At 73.0% G+C, this 13,648-nt stretch carries 12 protein-coding genes; 4 read left to right on the forward strand and 8 right to left on the reverse strand.

Features of this window, described 5'->3' with window-relative positions:
- Positions 1 to 71: 71 nt before the first annotated feature.
- Positions 72 to 1,433, reverse strand: coding sequence for an NAD(P)/FAD-dependent oxidoreductase (locus tag AC07AW_RS10705; protein ID WP_478815065.1), 1,362 nt, complete (start codon positions 1,431 to 1,433; stop codon positions 72 to 74).
- Between the two features lie 183 nt (positions 1,434 to 1,616).
- The gene (locus AC07AW_RS10710) at positions 1,617 to 2,537 is read right to left on the reverse strand and encodes a TIGR01777 family oxidoreductase (RefSeq protein WP_478815066.1); all 921 of its coding nucleotides are present in this window, start codon (positions 2,535 to 2,537) and stop codon (positions 1,617 to 1,619) included.
- Between the two features lie 38 nt (positions 2,538 to 2,575).
- Between AC07AW_RS10710 and AC07AW_RS10715 the strand changes: the two genes are divergently transcribed.
- Complete coding sequence (locus tag AC07AW_RS10715) at positions 2,576 to 3,079, forward strand: N-acetyltransferase family protein (RefSeq protein WP_478815067.1); 504 nt, start codon at positions 2,576 to 2,578, stop codon at positions 3,077 to 3,079.
- 30 nt (positions 3,080 to 3,109) lie between these two features.
- On the opposite strand, the gene AC07AW_RS10720 is transcribed toward AC07AW_RS10715, so the two are convergent.
- Entirely contained in the window at positions 3,110 to 3,772 is a 663-nt protein-coding gene (locus tag AC07AW_RS10720) for a TetR/AcrR family transcriptional regulator (protein ID WP_478815068.1), read from the reverse strand.
- 119 nt (positions 3,773 to 3,891) lie between these two features.
- Between AC07AW_RS10720 and AC07AW_RS10725 the strand changes: the two genes are divergently transcribed.
- Positions 3,892 to 4,686: an SDR family NAD(P)-dependent oxidoreductase gene (locus AC07AW_RS10725; protein WP_478815069.1), complete on the forward strand. Its 795-nt coding sequence runs from the start codon at positions 3,892 to 3,894 to the stop codon at positions 4,684 to 4,686.
- Positions 4,686 to 5,519, forward strand: a complete 834-nt coding sequence (locus AC07AW_RS10730) for an SDR family NAD(P)-dependent oxidoreductase (protein WP_478815070.1) — start codon at positions 4,686 to 4,688, stop codon at positions 5,517 to 5,519. Before AC07AW_RS10725 ends, AC07AW_RS10730 begins: the two co-directional genes overlap by 1 nt.
- 34 nt (positions 5,520 to 5,553) lie before the next feature.
- Here the strand turns inward: AC07AW_RS10730 and AC07AW_RS10735 are convergent, their stop codons facing one another.
- Positions 5,554 to 6,075 carry a DUF4240 domain-containing protein gene (locus AC07AW_RS10735; protein ID WP_478815334.1) on the reverse strand — a complete coding sequence of 174 codons (522 nt, stop codon included), beginning with the start codon at positions 6,073 to 6,075 and terminating at the stop codon, positions 5,554 to 5,556.
- A gap of 99 nt (positions 6,076 to 6,174) precedes the next feature.
- On the opposite strand from AC07AW_RS10735, the gene AC07AW_RS10740 reads away from it, so the two are divergent.
- On the forward strand, positions 6,175 to 7,095 hold the full coding sequence (locus AC07AW_RS10740) for an SDR family oxidoreductase (protein ID WP_478815071.1): 921 nt from the start codon (positions 6,175 to 6,177) through the stop codon (positions 7,093 to 7,095).
- Here AC07AW_RS10740 and AC07AW_RS10745 read toward each other — a convergent pair.
- The 4 genes from AC07AW_RS10745 to sucB all read right to left on the reverse strand — a co-directional run bounded on the left by AC07AW_RS10745 (position 7,086) and on the right by sucB (position 13,640).
- Complete coding sequence (locus tag AC07AW_RS10745) at positions 7,086 to 8,048, reverse strand: helix-turn-helix transcriptional regulator (protein ID WP_478815072.1); 963 nt, start codon at positions 8,046 to 8,048, stop codon at positions 7,086 to 7,088. The two genes, AC07AW_RS10740 and AC07AW_RS10745, sit on opposite strands and share 10 nt — an antisense overlap.
- An 82-nt stretch (positions 8,049 to 8,130) precedes the next feature.
- Entirely contained in the window at positions 8,131 to 10,836 is a 2,706-nt protein-coding gene (aceE, locus tag AC07AW_RS10750) for a pyruvate dehydrogenase (acetyl-transferring), homodimeric type (RefSeq protein WP_478815073.1), read from the reverse strand.
- Positions 10,837 to 11,139: 303 nt separating this feature from the next.
- The gene (locus AC07AW_RS10755; protein ID WP_041128868.1) at positions 11,140 to 11,763 is read right to left on the reverse strand and encodes a GntR family transcriptional regulator; all 624 of its coding nucleotides are present in this window, start codon (positions 11,761 to 11,763) and stop codon (positions 11,140 to 11,142) included.
- 119 nt (positions 11,764 to 11,882) lie between these two features.
- Complete coding sequence (gene sucB, locus AC07AW_RS10760; protein WP_478815074.1) at positions 11,883 to 13,640, reverse strand: 2-oxoglutarate dehydrogenase, E2 component, dihydrolipoamide succinyltransferase; 1,758 nt, start codon at positions 13,638 to 13,640, stop codon at positions 11,883 to 11,885.
- Positions 13,641 to 13,648 lie beyond the last annotated feature (8 nt).

Genomic DNA, 13,648 nt, shown 5'->3' on the forward strand with positions numbered 1-13,648 from the left:
CGGGACGAGGGCCCGCCGCGGGGTGGGCGGGGGCGCCGCCCCGGCGGAGCGGCGGCCACAGCGGGTGGCGGTCAGGCCGCTGCGTTCGGTTCCTCCACGGGGGCGCGGACGCCCAGGTCCGTCAGGAGCGACGTCGTCGCGCGGTGGGCCGACGCCAGCGCCCCGCCGACCGTGCTCGTGTCGCGATGGTCGCCGCACACGTACAGCCCCGCGAGCAGCCGCACCGAGCGGTGCGCGTCGTGCGGGGGCCGCATCGCCGGGACCGCCTCCGGGGTGTGGTGGAAGGCCAGGAGTTCCCAGTCGTCCGTCGACGTGCCGTAGAGCGTGGCCAGGTGTTTGCGGACGCGGCGTTCCGTGTCGTCCGGGGGAGTTCCGAGGACCGTCGAGGTGATGAGGGGCCGGCCTCCCGGCGCCCGCGCCGGGTCCACCGTGCTCATCACCGCCGTGTGCGCCACCGGCCCGCCCGGGTCCGCCTCCAGGAGGAGAGTGGGGTCCCCGCACGGCGCCACGGGGGCCGTGTGGTGGAGGACGGTCACCGGGTGGAAGTTGGGGACCCGCAGGCCCGGCAGCAGGGACGCCGCCGTCCGCGCACCCGTCGCCAGGAGGACCGAGCGGCAGCCGATGACCCCGTGCTCGGCCGTCGTGACCCGGGAGACCGATATGTCGGTGACCCGGACGCCGGTCCGGACCGTGCCCGGCGGCAGCGCGGCGGCGAGCCGCTCGGGGAGCGCCGCCGAACCGCCCTCGGGGACGGCCGGCCGCCCCCGGGCGAAGGCCCGCAGCGCCAGGTCCGCCTGACGGCTCGACATGGCGAGGTCGGGGTCGGCGAGGAGCGCGGCGAGCAGCGGCCGCAGCACCCCCTGGACCGTCCGGGCGGGCAGCCGGGCCGTCAGGGCCTCCCGGGCGGTCCGCTCGGGCCGGGCGAGGAGGCGCTGCGTCGGCGTCGCGGCGAGCCGGACGAGGGACGCGCCGAGCCGCGCCTGGTCGAGCGAGGCGGCCGGATTCCGGGGGGCGCTCGCGAGGGCGCGCGCCACGCTGAACGCTCCCCCCACGCCCCGGTGGACCCCGCCGCCCCGGTGGCCGCCCGCCCGGCGCGGGTGCGGGACGCCCCAGCGTGCGTACCGCCCGTCGCTGTGGACGAGCACCCCGGGAGCGAACGGGCGCAGCGCGAGCCCGGACAGCCCGGGCGTGGCCCGTAGTTCCTCGGGCGAGAGGGTGAGCAGCGGGCCCACCCGGTCGAGCAGGAAGCCGTCGACGTGGTCGGTGGCCATCCGGCCGCCGACCTGCGGCTCCGCCTCCAGGACGGCGACGGCGAGCCCGGCGCCGGTCAGCCGGCGCGCGGCCGCGAGCCCCGCGATCCCGGCTCCTACGATGACGACGTCGACGGCCTCCACGACGTCCCTGTGCTGTGCGCTGGTTGCGGTACTGAGCACGTTCCCCTCCCCAGGTCGGCGCCGCCGGTGGGAGGCCTTATGCCCCCAACAGGCCCCCGGAATGCCCGAGTTCGCGTTCGTATCGAACGGTGGGCGTCGAGCCTAGGCAGGGGCCGTGCGGAAGTCGGCCCGCGCGCGGCGGGGTGCACGCAGCACGGGGGAGCGCACCTCGGGGACGGGGCGTCAGCGCAGCGCCGCCCGGATCGACTCGTCGATCGTCGGGAAGGCGAAATCGAAACCGGTCTCCAACAGCCGCCCCGGCAGCACCCGCTGACTGCCCAGCACGTCCTGGGCGAAGTCGCCGAGGACCACCTTCAGGGCGGGCGCGGGGACGGTGAAGAGGGTCGGGCGGTGCAGCACCCGGCCCATCGCCGCCGTCACCTCGCGGTTGGTGACGGGCTCGGGGGCCGTCAGGTTCACGGGACCCGAGAGGGACGGGGTGTCGACGAGGTGGCGCAGGGCGGCCACCTCGTCGTGGAGGGAGATGTGCGACCAGTACTGGCGGCCGTCGCCCATCCGTCCGCCGAGCCCGGCGCGGAAGACGGGGAAGAGCCGTCCCCAGGCGCCGCCTCGGCGTGCCACGACCAGGCCCGTGCGGGCGTAGGTGACCCGGATGCCGGCCTCCTCGGCGGGGGCGGCCGCGGCCTCCCACTCCACGCAGACCGAGGGCAGGAAGCCCGTGCCGGCGGGGGCGCTCTCGTCCACCGCGCGCGTGCCGGTGTCCCCGTACCAGCCGAGTGCCGTGCCGCAGACCAGCGTCTCCGGCGGGTCGGCGAGCGAGGCGAGCGCCTGGGCGATCGCCGTCGTGCCGAGGACCCGGCTGTCCCGGATCTCCTTCTTGTACGCCTCGTTCCAGCGGCGCTCGCCGACGCCGGCGCCCGCCAGGTGGACGACGGCGTCGACGCCGACGAGCCCGGCGGCGTCCACGTACAGCCGCTTGGGGTCCCATTCGACCTCGTCGGCGGTCCGGGCCGGGCGGCGGACGAGGCGGAGGACGTCGTGGCCGTCGGTGCGCAGGGAGCGGACCAGGGCCGAGCCGATGAGCCCGGAGGCGCCGGTGACGGCGACGCGCTTGCGAGTGGCGGAACGCTGCATGGTCACCATCCTGCCCTCCCCGAGCGGCGCGTGGCACAGTGGCCGTCATGATCGTGCCGGAGACGCAGATACGCATACGTACCGCCGTCCTTGAGGACGACGCCGTGCTCTCGGAGCTCGACCGGACCACCTGGTCGACCCTCCACGCCGTGCAGCCCGCCCCGGAGCCGGGCGCGCCCTTCTTCGACGAGCGCCACCTGCCCGAGCACTACCTGGTCGCGGAGGTCGGCGGGGCGGTCGTCGGTTACGTCCGGGTGGCGCCGCCGACCCCGCTCGCCGTCACCGCTCACGTCCGCCAGATCCAGGGCCTCGCCGTCGCCGAGTCCGCTCGGGGCAGAGGGGTCGCCCGGGCACTTCTGCGGGCGGCCATGGACCGGGCCCGGGAGCAGGGCGCCGTCCGGATCACCCTGCGGGTCCTCGGGCACAACGCGCCGGCCCGCGCGCTCTACGCCTCGGAGGGCTTCGCGGTCGAGGGCGTACTGCCGGGGGAGATACTGCTCGACGGGGCGTACGTGGACGACGTCCTCATGGGCCGCTCGCTGCTCGCCTGAGGGCCCGCGAGGGCGCTGTCCACCCGGTCGCTACTCGGCTGACGCGTCCCGCAGCAGCCGCATCCCGCCCATGAGTTCCCGCAGGCAGCGCACCGCGAGCGCGGCCGGTGCGCCCTCCCCGCGCTCCGGTGCCTCGGTCTCCGCCCAGCTCTCCAGGGCGATCCGGATCGCGTCGGTGGCCGCCGCCGCCGCGAGCCGTACCTCCAGCGGGTCCGCGTCCGGTCCGGCGAGCCCGGCGACGACCTCGCGCAGCCGCTCCTCGGACTCCTGGTTGACCCGGTACCAGACGGCCCGGAGGGCGGGGTCCTCGGCGGCGGCACGCAGCAGCCCGCGCGTCCAGCGCAGGCCCTCCGCGTCGGCCTCGGTCTCCGGGGTGAGCGCGTCGGCGATCGAGCGCTCCAGGGCCGCGGGCACGCCCGCGGCCGGTCCCGTCGCGGCGAGGAGTTCCCGCCAGCGGTCGGCGCCGCCCGCGAGGAGCGGGGCGACGGCGTCCTGCTTGGAGCGGAAGTAGCGGTAGAAGGTGCGCAGGGCGACGCCCGCCCGCTGGGCGATGTCCTCGGCCGTGGTGCCGTCGGGGCCGCGCTCGGTGAAGAGCTCGGCGGCGGCGCGGGCGATGTCCAGCTGGGTGGCGGCCTTGCGGCGCTCCGTCAGGGAGGGGGTGGGGGGCGTGGCGCCCTCGGGCTTGGTGCTCACTCCACGAAGCGTACGCCTGCGACTGCCGAACGTGCATGACGTGCAGGTGTGGCAAAACGTGCCACTCGGGCGTACGGTGGCGGCATCCCCGGAAAGCTTGACATCGAGAGGTTGTCGACATGAACCAGCTGACTCGTTACGAAGGACGCCGCGCCCTCATCACCGGCGGCGGCTCCGGCATCGGCCAGGCCACCGTCCTGCGCATGCTCGCCGAGGGCGGCCGCGTCGTCGCCGCCGACATCAGCGAGGACGGCCTCAAGGACACCGTCGCCAAGGCCGGCGAGGCCGCCGACCGCCTCACCACCGTCGTCGTGAACATCGCCGACGAGGCCTCCGTACGGGCCGGCGTCGCCGCCGCCGTCGAGGCGCTCGGCGGCCTGGACGTCCTGGTCAACGCCGCCGGCATCCTGCGCTCCTCGCACACCCACGAGACGAGCCTGGACTCCTTCGAGCAGGTGATCCGGATCAACCTCACCGGCACCTTCCTCGTGATCCGCGAGGCGATCCCGGCGCTCCTGGAGGGCAACGACTCCGCCGTCGTGAACTTCTCCTCCACCTCCGCGATGTTCGCCCACCCCTACATGGCGGCCTACGCGGCCAGCAAGGGCGGCATCCAGTCCATGACCCACGCGCTCGCCGCCGAGTACGCCAAGCAGGGCATCCGCTTCACCGCCGTCCAGCCCGGCTCCATCTCCTCCGGCATGACCGACGGCTCCGGCGCCTCCAAGCAGTCCCAGGGCCCCGGCCTGCCCGAGGACACCGACTGGTCCCTCTTCGCCAAGCTCGCCCCCGCCCTCGGCCAGGGCTTCGCCGGCCCCGAGACCGTCGCCGGCGTCGTCGCGATGCTCGCCTCCGAGGACGGCAGGTTCATCACCGGCACCGAGGTCCGCATCGACGGCGGGACCCACTTCTGATGACCGCCGCCGAGGTCTTCCACGGCCGCACCGCCGTCATCACGGGAGCCTCCTCCGGCATCGGCGCCGGCCTCGCCCGGCACGCCGCCGGGCTCGGCATGAAGCTGGTCCTCGCCGACATCGCCGCCGAACGGCTCGCCGAGTTCGCGGGCGAGCTGTCCGCCACCGGCGCCGAGGTCACCGCCGTCGTCACCGACGTCGCCGACCCCGCCTCCGTCGAGGCCCTCGCCGACACGGCGTACACCCGTCACGGCGCCGTCGACCTGCTCGTCAACAACGCCGGGATCATGGCCATGGGCTACTCCTGGGAGATCCCGGCCGAGCGCTGGGACGCCATGCTCCGGATCAACATCGGCGGGTACGTCAACGGCATCCGGGCCTTCGTCCCGCGCATGCTGGAGCGCGGCGAGAAGGCCCGGGTGGTCAACGTCTCGTCGATCGGCGGCCTGCTGCCGAGCCCGCTGATGGCCCCGTACAGCGTCACCAAGTTCGGCACGCTCGCCCTCACCGAGTCCCTGCACTACGAGATGCAGATGAAGGGCGCCCCGATCCAGGTGTCCGTCGTGACGCCCGGCTCGGTCAAGAGCGAGATCTTCAAGGCCGCCAGGCCCGGGGAGACCGCCCCGCCGGAGATCGCGGCCTTCAACGACCGGCTCCAGGCGATGGCCGACGAGCACGGCCTCACGCCCGAGGAGCACGCCGAGCGGGTCTTCGAGATGGTCGCGGAGGGCAAGTACTGGGCGATCCCGCAGCCCGAGCAGCTCTTCCCGGCGCTCAAGCCCCGCACGGAGATGATCCTCGGCCAGGAGAACCCCCGGCTGCAGCTGGGCTGATCCGGACGGGTCCCGGGGGCCCCGCCCCCGGGATCTACACCGTCCCGAAGCGCTCCCACAGCCGGGGGAACCGGGACGCGAGCACGTCGTCGTCCTCCAGGTCGAAGGGGGCGCCCAAGGGCTCCCCGCCCGGCATCGGAATGCCCAGGTCGGGGGTCTCGGCCCCGGTCAGCGCCTCGTACGCCTCGTCCGCCGCGAAGCCGATCTCCTCGCCGTCCCCGTCGATCTCCACGTCGAAGTCGCCGATCAGCTCCGCCAGCGCGTCCGGATCGTGCACACCCCCCTCGTACACCTCCCGGCCCTGGCCGATCAGCCAGCAGCGGAACGAGTCGAAGGTCTCCTCGCCCGCCCCGTCGAAGAGCACCGCCGCGGCACCCCACAGATCCCAGAGGTACGCGCGGTTGAACCGGGCCTCGAAATGGCGCGCGTAGTCGAGCACCGAGTCGGGGTCCAGCCGGGTCAGCCGCTCCACGAGCAGATCCGCCTGCTCCTCGGGGTCGCCCTCGGCTTCCTCGCGGGTGGCGTCGATGAGCTCCCAGAACTCGGTCTCGTCCATCACGGCACCAGCATCGTGGCTCGGGGAGTCCGACGCACCCGGAAAGCCCGAAATGAATCCGGACAGAAGATGTCGTGTTTTCCTGACAGGGTGACGTCCATGACGACTGAAACCGCACCCCTGTACGGACGGATCTGCCTGGTCGCCGGGGCCACCCGGGGCGCCGGACGGGCCATCGCCGTCCAGCTCGGCACGGCCGGAGCCACCGTCTACGTCACCGGCCGCACCACCCGCGAGGAGATCAGCGAGGTCGGCCGCGCCACGGAGACCATCGAGGAGACCGCCGAACTGGTGACGGCCGCCGGCGGCGAGGGCATCGCCGTCCCCACCGACCACCTGGAACCCGAGCAGGTCCGGGCCCTCGTCGAGCGGATCGACCGCGAGCAGGGCCGGCTCGACGTCCTCGTCAACGACGTCTGGGGCGGCGAGCACCTGGTCTCCTTCGGGAAGAAGACCTGGGAGAACGACCTCGCCGGCGGCCTCCGGATGCTCGAACTCGGCGTACGGACCCACGCCATCACCTCGCACCTCGCGGTCCCGCTGCTGATCCGCAACCCCGGCGGGCTCGTCGTCGAGGTCACCGACGGCACCGCCGCGTACAACGACACCCGCTTCCGCGAGAACCTCTACTACGACCTCACCAAGAACGCCCCGATCCGGATGGCCTTCGGGCTCGCCAAGGAGCTGGCGGAGTACGGCGGGACGGCCGTCGCCGTCACCCCCGGCTGGCTCAGGTCCGAGCAGATGCTCGCCGGCTTCGGCGTCACCGAGGAGAACTGGCGCGACGCCACCGAGAAGCTCCCCGACTTCGGCATCTCCGAGTCCCCGGTGTACGTCGGCCGGGCCGTCGCCGCCCTCGCCGCCGACCCCGACCGGCACCGCTGGACCGGACAGTCCCTCTCCAGCGGCCAGTTGGCGAAGGAGTACGGCTTCACCGACGCCGACGGCTCGCAGCCCGACGCCTGGGGCTTCATCGTCGCGGGCGAGACCGGGACGCCGGACGTGGCCGACTACCGGTAGCGCTCCACCATGCCCCGGGCCGCCTCCGCGAACCGCTCCCGGAGCGCGGCCGGGGCGAGCACCTCCACCTCCGGGCCGAGACCCAGCAGCTGGCCGAAGGCGACCTCCTCGCTCTCCACCCGGAGGACCACCCGCACCAGGCCGTCCTCGGCGGTCCCCGCCGCGAGCGCCTCCTCGGCCGCCGCCCGGTCCGTCACGTACGGCAGCCTGCGCGCCCCCGCCTCCGTCAGCCGTACGACGACCTCGGCGCGCAGGATCGACCGGGCGAACTCGGCCGCCCGCTCCTCCCAGAAGGAGGGCAGGTCGAAGTCCGGGTCCCGGTCGAAGCGTTCCTCGCCCACGGCCACCGCCGTGAACCGGTCCACCCGGTACGTGCGGACGGAGGACCCCGAGCGCGCGCACACGTACCAGACCCCGGCCTTGAGGACGAGGCCGTACGGCTGGAGCTCCCGCTCCACCTCCGCGCCGTCACCGCGCCGGTAGCGGGCGGACACCCACCGGTCGTCCCACACCGCCTCGGCCACCGGCGCGAGCAGCTCCGGCGTCTCCGGCTCCTGGTACCAGCCGGGGGCGTCCAGATGGAAGCGCCGCGCCGCCGACTCGTGCGCGTCCCGCAGCGAGGGCAGCAGCGCCGCCGACACCTTGAGCCGGGCCGCCGAGGCCGCGTCCTCCAGGCCCATGTCCCGCAGCGCGCCCGGCAGTCCCGACAGGAACAGGGCCTCCGCCTCACCGCGCGCCAGCCCCGTGAGCCGCGTCCGGTATCCGCCGACGAGCCGGTACCCACCGGCCCGGCCCCGGTCCGCGTACACCGGCACCCCCGCCTCCGACAGGGCGACGGCGTCCCGGGTGACGGTCCGCTCCGACACCTCCAGTTCGGCGGCGAGTTCGGCGGCGGTCATGGACGGCCGGTTCTGGAGGAGCAGGACCATCTTGATGAGGCGGGCGGCACGCATGCGAACAAGAGTGCCGTACGTACGCCGAGGGGCCGCCTCCGTATGTGCGTACGGAAGCGGCCCCTCGGACGATCGGAGGCCCTTACAGGCCGTAGCGCTCGCGCGCCTCCTTCACGGCCGTCGCCCGGACCTCGCCGCGGCGGGCCAGCTGGGCCAGGGCCGCGACGACGATCGACTGGGCGTCGACGCCGAAGTGGCGGCGGGCCGCCTCGCGGGTGTCCGAGAGGCCGAAGCCGTCGGCGCCCAGCGAGGTGTAGTCCTGCTCGACCCACTGCGCGATCTGGTCGGGGACCTGGCGCATGTAGTCGGAGACCGCGAGGACCGGGGAGTCGATGCCCTCCAGGGCCTTGCGGATGTACGGCACCTGCTCCTCGCCGCGCAGGAGGGCCGCGTCGGCCTCCAGGGCGTCGCGGCGCAGCTCCGTCCAGGAGGTCGCGGACCACACGTCGGCGGCCACGCCCCACTCCTCGGCGAGCGTCTTCTGCGCCTCCAGGGCCCAGTGGATGGCCGTGCCGGAGGAGAGCAGCTGGATGCGGGAGGCGTTCGCCGGGAGCTCCAGGCCGGCCGACTCGGCCGTGTTGAAGCGGTAGAGGCCCTTGACGATGCCCTCGTCGATCCCGGACGGCTTGGCCGGCTGCGGCATCGGCTCGTTGTAGACCGTCAGGTAGTAGAAGACGTTCTGGTCCTCGCCCTCGGCGGCCTCGCCGTACATCCGGCGCAGACCCTCCTTGACGATGACCGCGACCTCGTACGCGAACGCCGGGTCGTACGTCAGCGCCGCCGGGTTGGTCGCCGCGATGACGGGCGAGTGGCCGTCGGCGTGCTGGAGGCCCTCACCGGTCAGGGTCGTACGGCCGGCCGTGGCGCCGACGAGGAAGCCGCGGCCGAGCTGGTCACCGAGCTGCCACATCTGGTCGGCGGTCCGCTGCCAGCCGAACATCGAGTAGAAGATGTAGAAGGGGATCATCGCCTCACCGTGCGTGGAGTACGCGGTGGACGCGGCGATGAAGTCGGCCATCGAGCCGGCCTCGGTGATGCCCTCGTTCAGGATCTGGCCGTTGACGGCCTCCTTGTAGTACATCAGCTGGTCGCGGTCGACCGGCTCGTACGTCTGGCCCTTCGGCGAGTAGATGCCGAGCGACGGGAACAGCGACTCCATACCGAAGGTACGGGCCTCGTCCGGGACGATCGGGACCCAGCGCTTGCCGGTCTCCTTGTCGCGGATCAGGTCCTTGATCAGTCGCACGAACGCCATCGTCGTGGCCATCGACTGCGAGCCGGAGCCCTTGTCGAAGGCGGCGAAGGCCTTGTCGGCCGGGGCCGGCAGCGGGGCGAGCGGGTGCGTGCGGCGGGCCGGGGCCGGGCCGCCGAGCGCCGCGCGGCGCTCCTGGAGGTAACGGACCTCGGGGGAGTCGGCGCCCGGGTGGCCGTAGGGCACCTGGCCGTCGACGAACTGCGCGTCCGAGATGGGCAGCTCAAGAAGGTCACGCATGTTCTTGAACTCGTCCGTCGTCAGCTTCTTCATCTGGTGGTTCGCGTTCTTCGACGCGAAGCCCTCACCCAGGGTGAAGCCCTTGACGGTCTGCGCCAGGATGACCGTCGGCGCGCCCTTGAACTCCAGGGCGGCCTTGTACGCGGCGTACACCTTGCGCGGCTCGTGGCCACCGCGGGAGAGGTGGAAGCACTCGAGGATCTTGTCGTCGCTGAGCAGCTGCGCCATCGCGACGAGCGCCGGGTCCTTGCCGAAGAAGTCCTGGCGGATGTAGGCGGCGTCGCGGGTCTGGTACGTCTGGACCTGCGCGTCCGGGACCTCGCGGAGGCGGCGGACGAGGGCGCCGGTGGTGTCGAGCGCGAACAGCTCGTCCCAGGCGTTGCCCCACAGCGACTTCACGACGTTCCAGCCGGCGCCGCGGAACTGGGCCTCCAGCTCCTGCACGATCTTGAAGTTGGCGCGGACCGGGCCGTCGAGGCGCTGCAGGTTGCAGTTGATGACGAAGGTCAGGTTGTCCAGACCCTCGCGGGCCGCCAGGGCGAGGGCAGCGGTCGACTCGGGCTCGTCCATCTCGCCGTCACCGAGGAACGCCCACACGTGCGAGGCGGAGACGTCCTTGATGGAGCGGTTGGTCAGGTAGCGGTTGAAGCGCGCCTGGTAGATCGCGGAGAGCGGGCCCAGACCCATGGAGACGGTGGGGAACTCCCACAGCCAGGGGAGGCGGCGCGGGTGCGGGTAGGAGGGCAGGCCGTTGCCGCCGGACTCCTGCCGGAAGTTGTCGAGGTGGGCCTCGTTCAGGCGCCCGTCGAGGAAGGCGCGGGCGTAGATGCCGGGGGAGGCGTGACCCTGGATGTAGAGCTGGTCGCCGGAACCGTCGGCTTCCTTGCCCTTGAAGAAGTGGTTGAAGCCGGTCTCGTAGAGCCAGGCCGCGGAGGCGAAGGTGGCGATGTGGCCGCCGACGCCGTGCTTGGAGCCGCGGGTGACCATCGCGGCCGCGTTCCAGCGGTTCCACGCGGTGATCTTCCGCTCCATCTCCTCGTCGCCGCCGAACTCGGTGACCGAGGGCTCGGCGGAGGTGGGGATGGTGTTGACGTAGTCCGTCTCCAGGAGCTTGGGCAGGGCGAGGCCCGCGCCTTCGGCGTGCTGGAGGGTGCGGCGCATCAGGTAGGCGGCCCGGTGGGGGCCGGCGGCCTTGGTGACGGCGTCCAGGGAGGCCGCCCACTCGGCGGTCTCCTCGGTGTCACGGTCCGGGAGCTGGTCGAGCTCGCTCGGAATCTTGCCTACGGGATCGGTCATGATCGCCGCCTTCCGGACAGGGGTAGGGGGTGGAGATGGGGCCATGTCTGGCAGGACAGGGCGAAGGGCCGGGTGACGGCCCGCCGAAGACTGTAAACCGGCGATCGATGATCGATCAAAGGGTTGAAGGTGAAAACCTCTTCAGATCGAGAAAGTAGGCACAGGGTGCCAGGGAAACGGGCACCCGGTGCCTTGTTTTCTGTCCTGTTTTCGCAGGTGAGGCCGGTTGTCTGAGGGTGCGCGCGCACGAATGAGCGGGCCCGTCGACGGTACGGGCCCGCTCACTGTGCGTACAGGTGTGGCTCAGGCTCGCGGCGCGCAGCCCAGAACATGCGCCTTCACCAGCGCACCGATGTTCGGGTCGCCCCGCCGGAAGGCCTCCACCAGCTCCTGGTGCTCCTCCGCGTACGACTTCTGGACCGTGCCCAGCCAGCGGATCGACAGGGCCGTGAAGACCTCGATGCCGAGCGTCTCCCAGGTGTGCAGCAGGACGCCGTTCCCGGCCGCCTTCACCAGCTCCCGGTGGAAGGCCACCGTGTGCCGGACCTGCGCCGTACCGTCCATGGCCGCGTCCGCCTCGTACAGGGCCGCCACGTGCGGCTCCAGGGCCGAGCAGTCGGCCGCGAGCCGCCCGGCCGCCAGCTCGGCCGCGATCTGCTCCAGACCGGCGCGTACGGGGTAGCTCTCCTCCAGGTCGGCCGCGGTGAGGTTGCGGACCCGGACGCCCTTGTTGGGCGCCGACTCGATCAGCCGCAGCGACTCCAGCTCGCGCAGCGCCTCGCGGACCGGGGTCTGGGAGACCTCCAGCTCGGTCGCGATCCGGCGCTCCACGATGCGCTCGCCCGGCTTCCAGCGGCCGCTGACGATCCCCTCCACGATGTGCTCGCGGATCTGCTCGCGCAGCGAGTGGACGACGGGGACGGTCATGAAGCGGCTCCTCGGGGAGTGTTGACCCTTAGACAATACGGCGGCGCCCCCGTCCGGAAACACTTCCGGGCGGGGGCGCCGCAGGTGAGGCTCGTTACGTTGCCTTTCGGCGCCGTGCCTTACAGACCGAGGTCGACCTCGAACTCGCCGGCCTCCAGGATCGCCTTGACGGCCGTCAGGTAGCGGGCGGCGTCGGCGCCGTCCACCAGACGGTGGTCGTAGGAGAGCGTCAGGTAGGTCATGTCGCGGACGCCGATGACGGTGCCCTCGGCGGTCTCGATGACCGCCGGACGCTTGACCGTGGCACCGATGCCCAGGATGGCGACCTGGTTCGGCGGCACGATGATCGTGTCGAACAGCGCACCGCGCGAACCGGTGTTGCTGATGGTGAAGGTCGCACCGGCCAGCTCGTCCGGCGTGATCTTGTTGCCGCGGACCTTGCCGGCCAGCTCGGCGGTGGCCTTGGAGATGCCGGCGATGTTCAGGTCGCCCGCACCCTTGATGACCGGGGTCATCAGACCCTTCTCGGAGTCCACGGCGATGCCGATGTTCTCCGAGTCGAAGTACGTGATGGTGCCCTCGGCCTCGTTGATCCGGGCGTTGATGACCGGGTGGGCCTTCAGCGCCTGGGCCGCCGCCTTCACGAAGAACGGCATCGGGGAGAGCTTGACGCCCTCACGGGCCGCGAACGCGTCCTTGGCGCGGGCGCGCAGCTTCATCAGCTTGGTGATGTCGACCTCGACGACCGAGGACAGCTGGGCCTGGCCGTGCAGCGCCTTCATCATGTTGTCGCCGATGACCTTGCGCATGCGGGTCATCTTGACCGTCTGGCCACGCAGCGGGGAGACCTCCAGGGCGGGGGTCTTCGGCGCGGCGGCGGCCGGAGCGGCGACGGGAGCGGCAGCGGCGGCCTTCTTGGCCTCGGCGGCCGCGAGGACGTCCTGCTTGCGGATGCGGCCGCCGACGCCGGAGCCCTTGACGGACGCCAGGTCGACACCGTTCTCGGTGGCGAGCTTGCGGACCAGCGGGGTCACGTACGCGCCGTCCTCGGCCGGGGCGGCCGGAGCCGGGGTCGCCGGGACCGGGGTCACGACGGCCGGGGCGATCGACGGGGCGGCGGCGACCGGAGCCGGAGCGGCGACCGGGGCGGCCGGGGCGACCGGCGCGGGGGCCGGAGCCGGGGCGGCCGGGGCGACCGGAGCCGGGGCAGCGGCGACGGGGGCCGGAGCGGCCGGGGCCGGGGCGGCGGCGGGAGCGGCACCCGCGGCGCCGATGACGGCCAGCTTGGCGCCGACCTCGGCGGTCTCGTCCTCGGCGACGACGATCTCCAGGAGAACGCCGGAGGCGGGGGCGGGGATCTCGGTGTCGACCTTGTCCGTGGAGACCTCGAGCAGCGGCTCGTCGGCCTCGACGGTCTCGCCGACCGACTTCAGCCAGCGGGTGACGGTGCCCTCGGTGACGGACTCGCCGAGCGCCGGCAGAACGACGTCGGTGCCCTGGACGGCACCGGCGGGGGCGGCGGCCGGAGCCTCGGCCACGGGGGCCGGAGCGGCCGGGGCCTCGACGACCGGCGCCGGGGCGGCGACCGGAGCCGGGGCGGCCTCGGCGGCGGGGGCCGGAGCGGCGGCCGGGGCGCCCGTGCCGTCGTCGATGATGGCGAGCTCGGCGCCCACCTCGACCGTCTCGTCCTCGGCGACCTTGATGGAGGCCAGGATGCCCGAGGCGGGGGCGGGGATCTCGGTGTCGACCTTGTCGGTCGAGACCTCGAGCAGCGGCTCGTCGGCCTCGACACGCTCACCCTCGGCCTTGAGCCAGCGGGTGACGGTGCCCTCGGTGACGCTCTCGCCGAGCGCCGGCAGGGTTACGGAAACCGACATGGTTTCAG

This window comes from Streptomyces sp. NPDC044003, from assembly GCF_056435185.1.